Origin of the sequence: Sulfitobacter sp. 1A12779 (genome assembly GCF_043557315.1) — a bacterium.
GTDB classification, from domain to species: Bacteria; Pseudomonadota; Alphaproteobacteria; order Rhodobacterales; family Rhodobacteraceae; genus Sulfitobacter; species Sulfitobacter faviae.
The window spans coordinates 60,496-74,412 of sequence record NZ_JBIFFU010000004.1; the positions used below are offsets into that span (position 1 = coordinate 60,496).

16 protein-coding genes are annotated in these 13,917 nt (G+C 63.7%); 5 read left to right on the forward strand and 11 right to left on the reverse strand.

What is annotated here, in order from left to right; genetic code table 11:
• The first annotated feature begins 138 nt into the window (after positions 1-138).
• Positions 139-1,623 (forward strand): amidophosphoribosyltransferase, encoded by a 1,485-nt coding sequence (gene purF / locus ACGYLQ_RS06635; RefSeq protein WP_209217844.1) that lies wholly within the window; start codon positions 139-141, stop codon positions 1,621-1,623.
• An 84-nt stretch (positions 1,624-1,707) separates the two neighbouring features.
• Here purF and ACGYLQ_RS06640 read toward each other — a convergent pair whose 3' ends face one another.
• Positions 1,708-1,977 carry a hypothetical protein gene (locus ACGYLQ_RS06640; protein ID WP_394441355.1) on the reverse strand — a complete coding sequence of 90 codons (270 nt, stop codon included), beginning with the start codon at positions 1,975-1,977 and terminating at the stop codon, positions 1,708-1,710.
• A 178-nt stretch (positions 1,978-2,155) separates the two neighbouring features.
• Here ACGYLQ_RS06640 and infC point away from each other — a divergent pair, with 178 nt between their 5' ends.
• Entirely contained in the window at positions 2,156-2,704 is a 549-nt protein-coding gene (gene infC / locus ACGYLQ_RS06645) for a translation initiation factor IF-3 (protein WP_209217843.1), read from the forward strand.
• Positions 2,705-2,816: 112 nt separating this feature from the next.
• On the opposite strand, the gene ACGYLQ_RS06650 is transcribed toward infC, so the two are convergent.
• The 6 genes from ACGYLQ_RS06650 to ACGYLQ_RS06675 form a co-directional block, all read right to left on the reverse strand.
• Entirely contained in the window at positions 2,817-4,748 is a 1,932-nt protein-coding gene (locus ACGYLQ_RS06650; protein WP_394441358.1) for an OmpA family protein, read from the reverse strand.
• Between the two features lie 162 nt (positions 4,749-4,910).
• Positions 4,911-5,699 carry an FAD binding domain-containing protein gene (locus ACGYLQ_RS06655; protein WP_394441361.1) on the reverse strand — a complete coding sequence of 263 codons (789 nt, stop codon included), beginning with the start codon at positions 5,697-5,699 and terminating at the stop codon, positions 4,911-4,913.
• 65 nt (positions 5,700-5,764) lie between these two features.
• Positions 5,765-8,140, reverse strand: coding sequence for a xanthine dehydrogenase family protein molybdopterin-binding subunit (locus tag ACGYLQ_RS06660; RefSeq protein WP_394441364.1), 2,376 nt, complete (start codon positions 8,138-8,140; stop codon positions 5,765-5,767).
• A 114-nt stretch (positions 8,141-8,254) separates the two neighbouring features.
• Positions 8,255-8,740, reverse strand: coding sequence for a (2Fe-2S)-binding protein (locus ACGYLQ_RS06665; protein WP_394441367.1), 486 nt, complete (start codon positions 8,738-8,740; stop codon positions 8,255-8,257).
• Positions 8,741-8,826: 86 nt separating this feature from the next.
• On the reverse strand, positions 8,827-9,825 hold the full coding sequence (locus ACGYLQ_RS06670; RefSeq protein ID WP_394441370.1) for a molybdopterin-binding protein: 999 nt from the start codon (positions 9,823-9,825) through the stop codon (positions 8,827-8,829).
• Complete coding sequence (locus ACGYLQ_RS06675; protein WP_394441373.1) at positions 9,822-10,781, reverse strand: XdhC family protein; 960 nt, start codon at positions 10,779-10,781, stop codon at positions 9,822-9,824. Before ACGYLQ_RS06675 ends, ACGYLQ_RS06670 begins: the two co-directional genes overlap by 4 nt.
• A gap of 145 nt (positions 10,782-10,926) precedes the next feature.
• On the opposite strand from ACGYLQ_RS06675, the gene ACGYLQ_RS06680 reads away from it, so the two are divergent.
• Genes ACGYLQ_RS06680 through grxD form a run of 3 tightly spaced genes read left to right on the forward strand, consistent with a single transcriptional unit; the run spans position 10,927 to position 11,874 of the window.
• On the forward strand, positions 10,927-11,163 hold the full coding sequence (locus ACGYLQ_RS06680) for a BolA family protein (protein WP_067268222.1): 237 nt from the start codon (positions 10,927-10,929) through the stop codon (positions 11,161-11,163).
• 2 nt (positions 11,164-11,165) lie between these two features.
• On the forward strand, positions 11,166-11,510 hold the full coding sequence (locus tag ACGYLQ_RS06685) for a hypothetical protein (RefSeq protein ID WP_394441376.1): 345 nt from the start codon (positions 11,166-11,168) through the stop codon (positions 11,508-11,510).
• Between the two features lies 1 nt (position 11,511).
• On the forward strand, positions 11,512-11,874 hold the full coding sequence (grxD, locus tag ACGYLQ_RS06690; protein ID WP_394412511.1) for a Grx4 family monothiol glutaredoxin: 363 nt from the start codon (positions 11,512-11,514) through the stop codon (positions 11,872-11,874).
• Between the two features lie 81 nt (positions 11,875-11,955).
• On the opposite strand, the gene rpiB is transcribed toward grxD, so the two are convergent.
• The 4 genes from rpiB to ACGYLQ_RS06710 form a co-directional block, all read right to left on the reverse strand.
• The gene (gene rpiB / locus ACGYLQ_RS06695) at positions 11,956-12,405 is read right to left on the reverse strand and encodes a ribose 5-phosphate isomerase B (RefSeq protein WP_394441379.1); all 450 of its coding nucleotides are present in this window, start codon (positions 12,403-12,405) and stop codon (positions 11,956-11,958) included.
• A gap of 177 nt (positions 12,406-12,582) precedes the next feature.
• The gene (locus ACGYLQ_RS06700) at positions 12,583-12,918 is read right to left on the reverse strand and encodes an MliC family protein (RefSeq protein WP_394441382.1); all 336 of its coding nucleotides are present in this window, start codon (positions 12,916-12,918) and stop codon (positions 12,583-12,585) included.
• Positions 12,915-13,307: a cell division protein ZapA gene (locus ACGYLQ_RS06705; RefSeq protein WP_168613525.1), complete on the reverse strand. Its 393-nt coding sequence runs from the start codon at positions 13,305-13,307 to the stop codon at positions 12,915-12,917. The genes ACGYLQ_RS06700 and ACGYLQ_RS06705 overlap by 4 nt, the downstream gene beginning before the upstream one ends.
• Positions 13,307-13,894: a hypothetical protein gene (locus ACGYLQ_RS06710; protein ID WP_394441385.1), complete on the reverse strand. Its 588-nt coding sequence runs from the start codon at positions 13,892-13,894 to the stop codon at positions 13,307-13,309. The genes ACGYLQ_RS06705 and ACGYLQ_RS06710 overlap by 1 nt, the downstream gene beginning before the upstream one ends.
• Between the last annotated feature and the right edge of the window lie 23 nt (positions 13,895-13,917).

A 13,917-nucleotide genomic window follows, 5' to 3' on the forward strand; every position in this document is an offset into this window, starting at 1 on the left:
GCCTCCTTGGCGGGCAATGCGGCGCTTTATCCTGCCTCATGCCCCCCGCAGGCGACATGCGGGGTGACAGCCGCTTGCGAAGCCCCTACATAGGCAGCGACCTCACCCGGATTCGGAGTTTCCCCGTTGTCCAAGCACATGCCGCCCGCCCATCCCTTTGACACTTCCTATCTGCGCGACAGCGGAGATGAGGATAAACTGAAGGAGGAATGCGGCGTCTTTGGCGTGGTTGGCGTTGCCGATGCCGCCACTTTCGTGGCCCTTGGCCTGCACGCCCTCCAGCACCGTGGACAAGAAGCCGGTGGCATCGTCAGCTACGATCCCGCCGCCGGTTTCCAATCGGCCCGCCGCTTTGGTTATGTTCGCGACAACTTCACCTCGCAGGATGTGATGCAAACGCTCCCCGGCGAGCTTTCCATCGGCCACGTCCGTTATTCGACTTCCGGCAACAAAGGCCCCACCGCGATCCGCGACGTGCAGCCTTTCTTTGGTGAGTTCGCCATGGGCGGGGCCGCGATTGCCCATAACGGCAATATCACCAATGCCAACGCCCTGCGCCGTGAGTTGATTGAGCGGGGCTCGATCTTCCAATCCTCATCCGACAGTGAGTGTATTATTCACCTGATGGCCCGGTCCTTGCAGCAGAACATCCCCGAGCGGATGGAAGATGCGCTGCGTCGGGTCGAGGGGGCTTTCTCTGTCGTTGCCATGACGCGCACCAAGCTGATCGGCGTGCGCGATCCGCTGGGCGTGCGCCCGCTGGTGCTGGGCCGTGTCGGCGATGGCTGGGCGCTGAGCTCAGAGACCTGCGCGCTCGACATCATCGGCGCGGAATTCGTCCGCGAGATCGAACCGGGCGAGATGGTGGTGATCACCGAGAAAGGGGTCGAAAGCCACTTCCCCTTCCGCCGTGTCGCCTCGCGTTTCTGTATCTTCGAACATGTCTACTTCAGCCGCCCCGACAGCATCCTCGGCGGTCGCTCGGTCTATGAAACGCGTGAGAATATTGGCCGCGAACTGGCCAAGGAAAGCCCTGTGGAGGCCGATCTCGTCTGCCCCGTGCCCGACAGCGGCACCCCGGCGGCGATTGGCTATAGCCTTGAATCCGGCATCCCCTACGCGATGGGCATCATCCGCAACCAATACATGGGCCGGACCTTTATCGAGCCGACCGAGCAGATCCGCAACATGGGGGTCCGCCTCAAGCTCAACGTCAACCGCGCGCTGATCAAAGGCAAGCGGGTGATCTTGGTCGACGACTCGGTGGTGCGCGGCACGACCTCGCGCAAAATCAAAGAGATGATCCTCGACGCGGGCGCGAAGGAGGTTCACTTCCGCATCGCCTCCCCCCCCACGGCTTGGCCCTGCTTCTACGGCGTCGACACCCCGCAGCGCGAAAAGCTGCTGGCGGCGACCATGTCCGAGGATGAGATGCGCGACCATTTGCAGGTCGACAGTCTCAAGTTCATCTCGCTCGACGGTCTCTACCGCGCGGTGGGCGAAGCCGAAGGCCGCAACGCCGACTGCCCGCAGTATTGTGACGCCTGCTTCTCTGGCGACTACCCGGTGACCCCTGCCGATCAGGTTAAGGAAGGTTTCCAGATGAAGCCCGCCGCCGAGTAACCCACCAGCGGGATCAAACCAAAGCAAAGGCCGCGCCCGGTTCCCCGGACGCGGCCTTTGCTTTTCCGCGCTGCGCGGAGCCGCTTAATTCTGCGCCGCAGGCTCCGCCGCGTCATTGGCGCTCTCGGTTGCGCCGTCCACGGCATCGTTGATCGCCTCCCCGGCGGCATCCACGCTGCCTGCGATCGCATCGGCGGCGTCTTCGGCGGCGTTGGTCATATCTTCGGCCACCTCGGGTGCATTGATCGCCTCAGAAGCGTCGATGGCCACTTCTTGCGGCCCCTTGCCGGTGAAAAGCATATAGCCCGCCAGCGCAATCAGCGCCGCCACGACCAACCAGACCAGATTCTTCATTCCATTCCCCTTAATCTACGCCCCGCGAGGTTAAAGATTTCCCCCGGGGCCGCATAGCCGTGAATTGCGCCACAATCGCCCCAAACCCCACGCATAGCGTGATTTTGCGACTTGAAGATGGCCCCACGCGGGTTTACCTTGCATTCTCGAATTAGGTAACAATCAAAGGACCATCACCATCGCTCGCAGACCTCATAACGCGCCGCCCCAACGTGACACCGGCCCGCGCGTCAACGACAAGATTCGTGCCCCCGAAATCCGCCTGATCGGTGCCGATGGCGAAAACGTCGGCGTTGTCTCGCCGCAGCGTGCCATGGAAATGGCCGATGACGCCGGCCTCGACCTTGTTGAAATTTCGCCCAATGCCAAGCCGCCCGTGTGCAAGATCATGGATTTCGGCAAGTTCAAATATGAACAGCAAAAGCGCGAGAGCGAAGCCCGCAAGAAACAGAAGATCATCGAGATCAAAGAGGTCAAGTTCCGTCCCAACACGGACAAGAACGACTACGATGTGAAGATGCGCAATGTCTTCAAGTTTCTTGAAGGTGGCGACAAGGTGAAGGTTACCCTCCGGTTCCGTGGCCGTGAGATGGCGCACCAGAACCTCGGTCGTGAGCTTTTGGAGCGCGTCGCTGCCGACACCAAAGAGATCGGCCGGGTGGAGAACTTCCCCAAGATGGAAGGCCGCCAGATGGTCATGGTGATCGGGCCCCTGCCCAACAAGTGATCAGGCTCAATCGGGTCCGCATAACGGGCCCGACTGACACATTCACCATCCAATATCGCAAAACGCCCCCGGATCACTCCGGGGGCGTTTTCTGTTTGGGGTGGCGGTCTGCTTAGCGCAGCAGACCTGTAATGTTGCGCACCACGGCACGACGGTTCGCGGGTTCCGCCGACGTGGTCGGCACGCGCAGCTGGCTCTCGCCATAGCCTTGCGTGATCAGGTTGGCGGGCGGCACATCGAAGTACTCGGTCAGCGCCAGGGCCACGGTCTCCGCGCGGCGGTCCGACAGGGCGAGGTTATAGCTCGCATCGCCAACCGCATCGGTGTGACCTTCGACGAGGATCACGGTGCGCGGGTCCTTCTGGATCAGGTCACGCAGTGTGGTGCCGATATTGGCCAGTGCGCGGGCCTGTTCCGGCTGGATCGCGGCGGAGCCTGTGGGGAAGCGCACGGCATCGAGTTCCAGTTCCGGCGCGAGCGAGCGTACCTCACGGATTTCACGCACCTGACGCAGGGAGAATGTCCGCCCCTGATCGTTGCGCATCTCAGCTTGCAGCGCCTGACGCAGCGCGGCTTCGTCTTGGGTGCTGGCGCGCTGTGCTTGCTGGGTCTGCTGAACCTGCGGCAGATCGTTCACGACAACTTCGCGCTCTTCCACGAGGTCATCGACCAGCACATATTCACGGCCCTGCGCATCGAAGTTCGTCCGGCGCAGTACGGTGCCATCGCGCGAGCGGATGGTCTCGACCCGGCTGCCGTCGCTTTTGGTCACGATGGTCCGAGTGGAGCCGTCGTCGAAGGTCTGGGTCTGCACCTCGTCACCGGGGCGGCGGAGCAGAGCGTTGTCGTCCTTCAGCACGCGCAGCTCGCCAGTGTCGTCCTGCACGACCACACGGTCACCGGAGCGGCTGACGATTTTCTCACCATTGTTTAGAACCGAGCCGACAGCCACGGCCCCAAGGCCAAGCAGCAGCGCTTTTTCGAAGTCCGACATCCCGCTGTCGTCGTCATCAGCGGCGGCGGCGTCGGCTTCGCCTGCGGCAGTCACTTCAGTTTCGAAGTCTTCGTCCGAGCTGCGCACGTCTTCTTCGGTCACTTCTTCGGTCACGACTTCGGCGTCCGCCTCGTTTTCGGCGGCAGCGGCGGCGGCAGCGGCAGCTTCACGCTCCGCGCGACGTTGCTCACGGCGCTCTTCGCGACGTTCGGCACGGCGGGCTTCGCGGCGCTCTTCACGGGCTTGGATCTGCTCTTCGGTCAGACCGGCATTGTCTTCTTCGCCGACCGCTTCGCCGCTGGTTTCGGCTTCCATTTCGGCCTCAGATTCTTCCGAGGTCTCATCGGCTTCCGCGTCAGCCGCAGCGGCGGTTTCCTCGGTCTCTACGTTCTCGGTCGCCTCAGCATCGGACTCGGAGGTCAGCTCGGCATCAGCTTCGGCGGTCGCTTCGGCTTCAGCTTCCACGTCCTGCGCGGTCTCGGCCTCGGCGTCGTCTTCAATCTCGGCCTCGGCCTCTTCCTCAACTTCGCTTTCCTGCTCGGCTTCAACTTCCGCTTCGGTCTCGACGTCTTCGTCGACTTCGCTCTCAGCCTCGGCGGTCATTTCGGCTTCGGCCTCTCCGGCTTCCGCTTCCGCTTCGCTTGCAGTTTCCTCTGCCGCCTCGGCTGCGGCTTCGGCCTGCGCCTCTGCTGCTTCGGCGGCCTCTTCGGCCTGTTCGGTCACGTCATTCACAGCAGCCGCGGCCGCGTCCCCCGTCGCTTCTACCGCACCGGTCGCCTTATCTAGCAGCGAACCCGCCTCGGCTTCGGTCTCCGCCTCGGCCTCGACCTCTGCTTCACCTTCCGCCTCGGCCTCACCGCTCAGCCCGGCCATAACACGAAGCTCTTCGGCACTTTCTACCGTCTGATCGTCGAATGCGCAGGGGAATTCGGTCGCTTCGCCCACGGGGCCGCATTCATTCAGATTCTGCTCCTGCGCAAAGGCGCCATGCGGGAAAGCCAAGGCAAGGCTCAGACCCAGCGAAGTCGTAGATCTCAGTAGGTTTTTCATGTTCACGTCCTCATCATTACGGGAACGCCGTTCGGGCAGCGCTTGTCACCCAACGCATGATGGGGGCGCTGGTTCCGCTATCCAATATCAAGAGCTTACCCCATGAAAATACCGCGCCCCCTCTGGGGACGCGGCAAAGGTTTACGCTGCTGTTATCGGCTATCAGGCGATGGCGCCCACGGCGCGACGGGTCATCACCCCGCACAGATGGGCGCGGTAGGCGCCGCTGCCGTGCAGATCGCTGATCATGTCGCCCGCCTCCAGTGTCAGCCCCTCCAACGCCTCCGGCGCGAACCGTTCCGACAGGGCAGTTTCGGCTTCACTCCAGCGGAAGACACCGTCGTTCGACGCGCCCGTGATCGCTACGCGCACCCCATCGCCGAAGCGCGCGACATAGGCCGCGACCAGCGGGAAGCGCGAGGCGGGCTGGATGAATTTCTCGTAATGCGCGGCCTTAGGGATGGGGAAACGGACGCCGGTGACGATCTCCCCTTCCTCCAACGCGGTGGTGAACATGCCTTGAAAATAGTCATCCGCGGCAATCTCGCGGCGGTCGGTCTCAATCGTCGCGCCACTGGCCAGAGCGGCCGCCGGGTAGCAGGCAGAGGGGTCGTTATTGGCGAGCGATCCGCCGATGGTGCCCCGGTTGCGCACCGCCGGGTCGCCGATCCGTGCGGCAAGGCTGGCGAGCGCCGGGTAGCTTTCCGCCGCCTCGCGCATGACCGTGGCATGGGTCGTGCCGCCACCGATCCACAGCGCGCCATCGCGCATCTCAACCCCTTTGAGCGCATCGATCCCCGCCAGTGATACCAGAACCGAGGGCATCGCCAGCCGCGCCTTCAGCGTGGGGATCAACGTCTGCCCGCCGCTGAGCGGTTGCGCATCCTCCTGCCCCAAAGCCTTGACCGCATCCGCCACGCTGCCGGGGCGCACTACTTCGAAATCATACATCTTTCATCCTTCCCAGAGGCCGCCCGAGCGTCGCCTCTTTTCTCAAACCAATCTTCAGCAGGCGCTTAGCCATTCATCGCCTCCCAGACCCGCGCGGGGCTGACCGGCATGTCGATATGGCCGATGTCCTTCCCGCCCGAGCGCATGGCGTCAAGCACCGCATTGACCACCGCAGGCGGCGAGCCGATGGCCCCCGCCTCCCCGCAGCCTTTCACGCCCAAGGGGTTATGGGTGCAGGGCGTCTGGCAGGAATGATCCACGTCATAGAAAGGCAAATCGCTGGCGCGCGGCATGGCGTAATCCATGTAGGACGCGCTGAGGAGTTGGCCGTCTTCATCGTAAGCGCAGTTCTCCAAAAGCGCCTGACCGATGCCTTGGGCCAAACCGCCATGGACTTGGCCGGTCACGATCATCGGGTTCACCACATTGCCGAAATCATCGGCGGCGGTGAAGCGTTCGACGGTGACATGGCCGGTTTCAGGGTCCAACTCGACCTCGCAGGCATAGGCCCCCGCTGGATAGGTGAAGTTCGACGGGTCGTAAAAGGCGGTTTCCTCAAGCCCCGGTTCGATCTCTTCCAACGGGTAGTTATGCGGCACATAGGCGGCAAGCGTCACATCGCCCCAAGCCACGGATTTATCCGTGCCCGCAACGCTAAAGGCCCCATCCTTCAACTCGATATCCCCTTCCGAGGCTTCGAGCAGGTGGCTCGCGATCTTCTTGGCCTTGGCGATGATCTTTTCGGTCGCGCGCACCATGGCGCTGCCGCCCACCGCGAGCGAGCGCGAGCCATAGGTGCCCATGCCCATCGGCACCTTAGAGGTATCGCCATGGACGATCTCGACCATATTCTCGTCGATGCCGATCATATCGGCCACCACCTGCGCGAATGAGGTCTCATGCCCCTGCCCGTGGCTGTGGCTGCCGGTCATCACGACCAGCCCGCCGGTGGCGTTGACCCGCACCGTCGCGCTTTCATAAAGCCCCGCCCGCGCGCCGAGTTGGCCCACGAGGTTCGACGGCGCAATGCCGCAGGCCTCGATATAGCAGTTCACGCCAAAGCCGCGCAGCTTGCCCTTCGCCTCACTCTCACGGCGCCGCGCTTCAAAGCCTGCGTGGTCGGCAATCTCTTCGAGCTTGTCCATCGTGGCGTTGTAATCGCCCGTGTCATATTCCACCGCCACCGGGGTGGCATAGGGAAACTCCGTCACGAAGTTCTGGCGGCGCAGTTTGATCGAGTCGACCTGCAACTCATGCGCGGCCTTGTCGATCAAACGCTCCAACTGATAGGTCGCCTCGGGCCGACCGGCCCCGCGATAGGCATCTACTGGCACGGTATTGGTAAAGACCGCCTTAACGTTCACATAGATCAGCGGTGTTTTGTAATTCCCCGCCATGAGCGTGCCGTGCAGCCAGGTCGGAACCGAAGGCGCGAAGGTCGACAGATAGGCCCCCATATTGGCATAGGTATCGGTGCGCAGGGCGGTGAAGTTGTTCTCAGCATCCAGCGCCAGTTCGATCTTGGTCACATGGTCGCGGCCATGGGCGTCGGACATGAAGGCTTCCGAGCGGCTCGACGTCCATTTCACCGGACGCCCCACCGCCTTGGCCGCGAAGGTGCAAAAGGCCTCTTCCTGATAGTGGAAAATCTTAGTGCCGAAACCGCCGCCCACATCCGGGGCCACCACGCGCAGCTTGTGCTCGGGGATGCCCAGCACGAAGGCGCCCATCAGCAGGCGGATCACATGCGGGTTCTGGCTGGTGGTATAGAGCGTATGTTCCCCGTCCGAGCGGTTGTAATCACCGATGGCGACGCGCGGCTCCATCGGGTTGGCGACGAGGCGGTTGTTGACCAGTTCCAGCGTGGTGACATGGGCGGCCTCGTCAAAGGCTTTGTTCACCGCCTCCTTATTCTCTTCCACGAAACCCCAGTCGTAGCAGAGGTTGCTGGTCAGGTCGTCATGCACCTTGGGCGCATCGTCTTTCACCGCCTCTTTCATGTTCACCACGGCGGGCAACTCGTCGATATCGACGACAATCGCCTCGGCGGCGTCACGGGCCTGCGCCAACGTCTCGGCCACGACGGCGGCGATGGGCTCGCCCACATGGCGGACCTTTTCATGGGCCAGCACAGGGTGTTTCGGCTCCTGCATGGGTTGGCCGTGTTTGTCGGTCACCTGCCAGCCGCAGGGCATGCCGCCCACTTCGGCGAAATCCGCGCCGGTGAAAATCTTTAGCACGCCGGGCATGTCTTCGGCGGCAGAGGTATCGACCCCGGTCAGCCGCCCATGCGCCACATCCGAGCGCAGGAAAAACACATGGGTCTGGCGGCGCAGGTTGATGTCATCGGTGTAGCGCCCCGCCCCGGTGAGAAAGCGCACATCCTCCCGTCTTTTGCTGCTGGCCCCAATACCGCTCGTCGGTTCAAAATCCTTTGGCATAATATCCTCCCGTTTGGTGGCGGTGCGATGCACCTGATCCGTCACGCGGCCTCCGGTTCTAGCGGTCCTCCCTCCGCCATCACCGGCCTGCTCAGCGCGACACTGCTTCCAACGTTACTCTGCCGCCAGCGCGCTGACCTCTTGGCCGCTGGCCGCCATGATCGCTTTGACGATATTGTGGTAGCCGGTGCAGCGGCAGATGTTGCCGTCAAGGTAATGGCGTACCTCGGCCTCCGAAGGTTTCGGGTTTTCCTTCAGCAGGGCCGCCGCCGACATCACCATCCCCGGTGTGCAAAATCCGCATTGCAGCCCGTGGTGATCTTGAAACGCCTGTTGAATGGTGCTGAGCGTGCCATCGGGCGCCGCCTGCCCTTCAATGGTCTCGACCTCGGCGCCATCGGCCTCGACCGCGAACATGGTGCAGGCTTTGACCGCATTGCCGTTCACATGCACCACACAGGCGCCGCATTGGCTGGTATCGCAGCCCACATGGGTGCCAGTCATTTCCAGATCATCGCGCAGGAAATGCACCAGCAGCGTGCGGCCTTCGACCTCTCCCGACGCGGGTTTGCCGTTCACGGTCATCTTGACCTGTGTCATGTTCTTCCTCCCAGTCTGACGCTTGTTGAGATCAGTTAAGCACGACAAGCCCTAGTTGAGAACATATATTTTCCTACGGTTTTGCCTCAGCCGCCTGCGCTTTTGCCGGGGTTGCGCGGCTGCGGGCGCGTGGGGATCTCTTTCAGCAAGCCGCCCACCCCCATCGACGCGATATCCGCGCTGGTGACGGGAATGCCGCAAACCAGCCGCGACAGCACCCAATCGGCTCCGTTGAGCGCGGGCGAACGGGCGCAGCCCGGCAGGCCGATCACGGCGCGGGTGCCAAGTTGGCCGAGAAAAAGCAGATTGCCCGGATCGACCGGCATCCCAAAACGCGTCACCTCGCCGCCAGCAGCGCGCAGGGCGGAGGGGGCCACGTCATTGATGTCTGACGTGGCGGAGGCGGTGAGGATCAGGACCAGATCGGTCTCTGCCGCCGCAATCGCCTCGGCCAGCGGGGCGCTGCGGTGGGGAACGGTTACGACATCGCGAAGGGTCACATTAAGCGCCGTCAGCCGCCCCTCCACCGCGGCGCGGCCCTTGTCACCCGCGCCGCCGGGCACGTCGGTGATGATCAGCGTGGCGTCGCGCAGCACAGGCGGCGCGAGGCGCAAGGCGCCCTCTCCCGCCGCTGCGCAGGCGGCCTCGACTGTGCTTTCAGGCAGGGCGTAGGAGATGATCTTGATCGTCGCCACCATGCCGCTCTCGCCCATCTGCTGATAGGGGGGCACGGTGGCCAGCGTGATCATCGGGTCTACCGCATTGACCGCCTCAAGCGCCGCGCGGTCCATCACCACCACCCCAGGCCCATCGGCCAGCAGGTTCACCCGCCCGGTGAAGGGTTTTGACATCCGCAGCCCCGCACCGCAGAGGCTTTCGGCCAGCCGCGCGGCGCCTGCGTTCTCGTCAATATCACCGGGGTCGAGCCGGGCGACGATCACCTCTTCGATGCCTGCGCCTTCCAGCGCTGCGATATCCGCTTGGGTCAGCACGCGGCCCTTACGCAGCCGCCCCGCCGTCACAGCGACGGAATGGGCCAGCGTCGCGCCCAAAGCCGCGCTCAAAGGGACCGGGCCAAACCTCATGGTCGGCGCAGGCTTTGGATCATCTGGGCAAGGATCGACACGGCGATTTCAGCCGGGCTGGCCGCGCCGATATCGAGGCCGACCGGCCCGTGGATACGCGCCGCCTGCTCTGCCGCCACACCTGCTTCCGCCAGCCGATCAAGCCTGCTGGCCTGCGTCCGGGTCGAGCCGAGCGCGCCGATATAGAAAGCCTCGGACCCGAGCGCCACATGCAGCGCCGGATCGTCGAGTTTCGGGTCATGGGTCAGCAAGACCACGGCGGTACGCGCATCAACCCCGATCTCGCGCAGGGCGGCGTCGGGCCAATCGTTCACCACTTCGCAATCGGGGAAGCGGGCGGGTGAGCCGAAAGCCTCCCGCGGGTCGACGACGATCGGATCGAACCCCGCCTCTATCGCCATGCGCACCAGATGCTGCGCGATATGCACGGCACCCACGATCACCAGCCGCAGCGGCGGATTGTGGATGGCAATGAACCGCCCGGTTTCATCCTCGACGCCAGAGCGGTCGCGGCGAAAGCGGTCCTCATGTCCCGCCTCTGTCAGGCGACGGACGCTGCCGTCCAAGGCCACCTCATAGGCCACAGGCTTACGGGCCGCGCGCCTTGCCACCAATTCGCGCAGCATCTCAAGGCTCAGCGCCTCCGGCCCCACCGGCTCCACCAGCACCTTGATCGTGCCGCCGCAGGCCAGCCCCACGGCAAAGGCATCACCATCGCTGACGCCATATTCCAACAGCCGCGCGCGGCCATCCTCCAGCGCCTCCAAAGCTTCGACCACCACGGCCCCTTCGACGCAACCGCCCGAGACGGACCCCATCATCGTCCCGTCGCCCGCCACGACCAGCTGCGCGCCAGCGCGTCGGGGGGCGGAGCCCCATGTTTCCACCACCGTGGCAAGGGCCACAGGCTGTCCGGCTTCGGCCCAGTCGAGCGCTTGTTCGGGGATCCGGTCCATCGGTTGTCCTTTCAACGTGAGGGCGCAAAGTGTGTCGCAATAGGGGCAAAGGTCAATGGCAGATCCGACCTTCGGCTTCGCCTTGCACGCCGTGGCCTGCGGCACTACATCTAGCCCAAGCACTCACAACAGCCGGAGCCACCCCATGCCCATGCAAGCCAGCGAAATCGAAGACCTGATCCGCGCGTCCTTTCCGGATGCCAAGATCACCGTCGAAGGCAATGATGGTGTGCATATGGCGGCCATGGTCGTGGACGAAAGCTTTCGCGGCATGAACCGGGTCCAGCAGCAACGCGCCGTCTATGCGGCCCTCAAGGGCAAGATGGACGGGTCAAACGGCGAATTGCACGCGCTGGCGCTGACCACCCGGACCCCGGACTAACCATGTGGGGCTGGGTCGCTGCGGCAGTCGTGAGCGGGATCGCCGCCACCGCCTATGGCCAGCACCGCGCCCGGCGCGGCCAGCATGTGCCGCTGTCGCAGCGCCAGCCCCCCCGGCCCGAGACCGGCAAGGTGCCGCTGGGGATGGAGGCGCTGGATTTGGATGCCGTGGCCCGCACCGCGCGGCGCAACGAAAGCCTAGAACGCGGGCATACGAATTGGACCAAGAAACGGGGCGGCTTTTTCCTCGGCGGGGCCGAGGTTGAGGTCAAACCCTGGGCCGACGATGAAACCTATGCGCGGCGCTATCACGCTGCGTTCAAGAAACCAGATACGAAGGACGAATGACATGAGCGATGCCGCAAGCCAGATCAAGGAACAGATCACCGAGAATGACGTGGTTCTGTTTATGAAGGGCACCAAGGAAATGCCGCAGTGCGGCTTCTCCAGCCGCGTGGCCGGGGTGCTGAACTACATGGGCGTGAACTATAGCGACGTGAACGTGCTGGCCGACGAAGGTCTGCGTCAGGGGATCAAGGATTTCTCCGACTGGCCAACCATCCCGCAACTCTACGTCAAAGGCGAATTCGTCGGCGGCTGCGACATTATCACCGAGATGACGCTGTCGGGCGAATTGGACACGCTTTTCGACGAGAACGGCGTCGCATTCGACAAGGAAGCCGCCGATAAGATCCGCGAAGCCAACGGCTAATCCGGGCGCCCGCGTCAAACAAAACACCCCGGAGCGGTTTCGCGCTCCGGGGTGTTTCTGTATGTAAGGCCGGGGGGCAGCTCAGTCCTCGATGGCCGAGATCATATCGACACGGCGGCCATGCCGCCCGCCTTCGAATTCGGTGTCGAGAAAGGCATCAACAATCTCAAGCGCGAGACCGCCGCCGATCACCCGCGCGCCCATCGACAGCATATTCGCGTCATTATGCGCCCGGATCATCTTGGCCGAAAAGGTATCGCTGCACACGCCGCAGCGGATGCCTTTGACCTTGTTGGCCGCCATCATGATGCCCTGCCCCGTGCCGCAGATCAAAATGCCCAGATCGAATTCCCCCGCCGCGATGCGCCGTGCGGCGGCTTCGCCATGTTTGGGGTAATCGGTGCTTTCCGCCGTCGCGGGGCCGATGTCTTCGACAGTGAACCCGCGGTCAGCCACATGGCGCGCGATGTCTTGGCGCAGGGCGATGTCGGCGTGGTCACTTGAGATGATGATGCGGGGTTTGGTGGTCATCTGAGGGCGTCCTGATTTTGCGTCATGGAGGGTCGCCCCGGAGGGGCGCGTTTGGTGGTCGCCCCGTTGGGGCGCGCTAGGTGGTCGCGCCATAGGGGCGCGTTAGGTGGTCGCGCCGCAGGGGCGCGTTTCGCGCCCCCCAGAGCATATTGCAGCCCGCGCCGCAATCCTGCGCCGTTAGTCCTGAGGCAAACAGTCGCTATAAATCGGGGTCACCCCATCGCCCGCCCCTGCCCGCCAAGCCAGCGAAGCGCGGCCCTGATGCTCCCACCACTCATAGCCCGCGCCGTCCGAAGACCAGCCATAGCGCGCGCCAGAGGCGGATGGCAGGCGGCGCAACTGGATCAACCGCCCCTCGACATAGAGCACTGCCACGCCCGGATCGGCACCGGGCACATACACCACCGGCAGCGAGACTCCGCGCTCACAAATGTAAGTAACAGCAGAGGTTTCGGCGCCCGCAGGCGCGGCCCAGAGCAGCGCGCAAAGGGCTGCCCTGAGGACCCGGCTCATTTGCCCGCCTTCTCCTCGATCTCGGCGGCCAGCGCCTCGGCCCGGGCGGCGATTTCGGCAAGGGTGTCTTTCACCCCCTGCGGCACCACCGGCACTTCAATCCGCTCAGGCTCGACCTTGACGTTGCGCAGGCTGGTGAGTTCGGCCTCACGTTCGGCCAGTTCCGCGCGCAGCTCGGCGATGCGGTCCTCGACGCTGGCGGTCTTGTCGGCCAGAAGCAGACCCGCCATCAGCAGCATCCGCGCCTCGGGCATGCGGCCCACCTGATCGCTCAGCACGCGGGCTTCGTCATCCAGCATCTTGGCGGCGGATTGCAGATAGCTTTCTTCACCCTCCTGACAGGCGACTTCGAAATGGCGGCCGCCAATGGTGATCCGTACCTCGGGCATCAGTCGGCCCCTCCTGACTTGGGTTCTTCTTCGGCGCTGTCGTCTTGCGCAGCGCTCTCGGGCGCGGGCGCTTCGGCTTTGGCCTCTGCCTCCGTTTCATCCGCAGCTTCAACTTCCGGCTCGCCCTCTTCGACCAAGGGGGCCAGCGCGGTCAATACCGCGTCAATCTCGGCCATCTCGATCGCGCGGGTGGCGCGCAGGCTTTCCAATTCGGCAATCACGGCGGTGTCGATCAGCTTGGGATCGGCCAGCCCCTCCGCATTGGCCAGCCGCAACTGCTCACAGGCCGCCGACAGCTGCTCATTCGCCTGACGCAGACGCTGCACGTCCATATCAAGCTGCGTCACCCGGTCGTTGTTGAAGTCCATCTGCGCGCGCAGGTCGTTCAATTCGTCCTGATGGCTGTCTTTCAGCGTCTTGACCCGGTCGGACAGCTGAGCGTTGGCTTGCCGCTCCTCTTCCAAGGCCTGCACGATATCCTCATCCGGCTCTGCGGGCGCGGCGCTCAGCCGGTCCACCCCCTTGGCCATCTGGTCCATCGCGGCCGTGATGCGGCGCTGATAGTCTTCAAGTTCACTCATCCGCATGAATTCTCCTCACTCGTCCTGCT

What these genes read in the sequence shown, in the direction of transcription:
- ACGYLQ_RS06650 (WP_394441358.1), bottom strand. Translation starts at nt 4,748, where the DNA reads ATGAAAAACCTACTGAGATCTACGACTTCGCTGGGTCTGAGCCTTGCC.
- ACGYLQ_RS06670 (WP_394441370.1), bottom strand. Translation starts at nt 9,825, where the DNA reads ATGAGGTTTGGCCCGGTCCCTTTGAGCGCGGCTTTGGGCGCGACGCTG.
- ACGYLQ_RS06700 (WP_394441382.1), bottom strand. Translation starts at nt 12,918, where the DNA reads ATGAGCCGGGTCCTCAGGGCAGCCCTTTGCGCGCTGCTCTGGGCCGCG.
- ACGYLQ_RS06675 (WP_394441373.1), bottom strand. Translation starts at nt 10,781, where the DNA reads ATGGACCGGATCCCCGAACAAGCGCTCGACTGGGCCGAAGCCGGACAG.
- ACGYLQ_RS06640 (WP_394441355.1), bottom strand. Translation starts at nt 1,977, where the DNA reads ATGAAGAATCTGGTCTGGTTGGTCGTGGCGGCGCTGATTGCGCTGGCG.
- ACGYLQ_RS06680 (WP_067268222.1), top strand. Translation starts at nt 10,927, where the DNA reads ATGCCCATGCAAGCCAGCGAAATCGAAGACCTGATCCGCGCGTCCTTT.
- ACGYLQ_RS06660 (WP_394441364.1), bottom strand. Translation starts at nt 8,140, where the DNA reads ATGCCAAAGGATTTTGAACCGACGAGCGGTATTGGGGCCAGCAGCAAA.
- ACGYLQ_RS06655 (WP_394441361.1), bottom strand. Translation starts at nt 5,699, where the DNA reads ATGTATGATTTCGAAGTAGTGCGCCCCGGCAGCGTGGCGGATGCGGTC.
- ACGYLQ_RS06685 (WP_394441376.1), top strand. Translation starts at nt 11,166, where the DNA reads ATGTGGGGCTGGGTCGCTGCGGCAGTCGTGAGCGGGATCGCCGCCACC.
- grxD (WP_394412511.1), top strand. Translation starts at nt 11,512, where the DNA reads ATGAGCGATGCCGCAAGCCAGATCAAGGAACAGATCACCGAGAATGAC.
- ACGYLQ_RS06710 (WP_394441385.1), bottom strand. Translation starts at nt 13,894, where the DNA reads ATGCGGATGAGTGAACTTGAAGACTATCAGCGCCGCATCACGGCCGCG.
- rpiB (WP_394441379.1), bottom strand. Translation starts at nt 12,405, where the DNA reads ATGACCACCAAACCCCGCATCATCATCTCAAGTGACCACGCCGACATC.
- ACGYLQ_RS06665 (WP_394441367.1), bottom strand. Translation starts at nt 8,740, where the DNA reads ATGACACAGGTCAAGATGACCGTGAACGGCAAACCCGCGTCGGGAGAG.
- purF (WP_209217844.1), top strand. Translation starts at nt 139, where the DNA reads ATGCCGCCCGCCCATCCCTTTGACACTTCCTATCTGCGCGACAGCGGA.
- ACGYLQ_RS06705 (WP_168613525.1), bottom strand. Translation starts at nt 13,307, where the DNA reads ATGCCCGAGGTACGGATCACCATTGGCGGCCGCCATTTCGAAGTCGCC.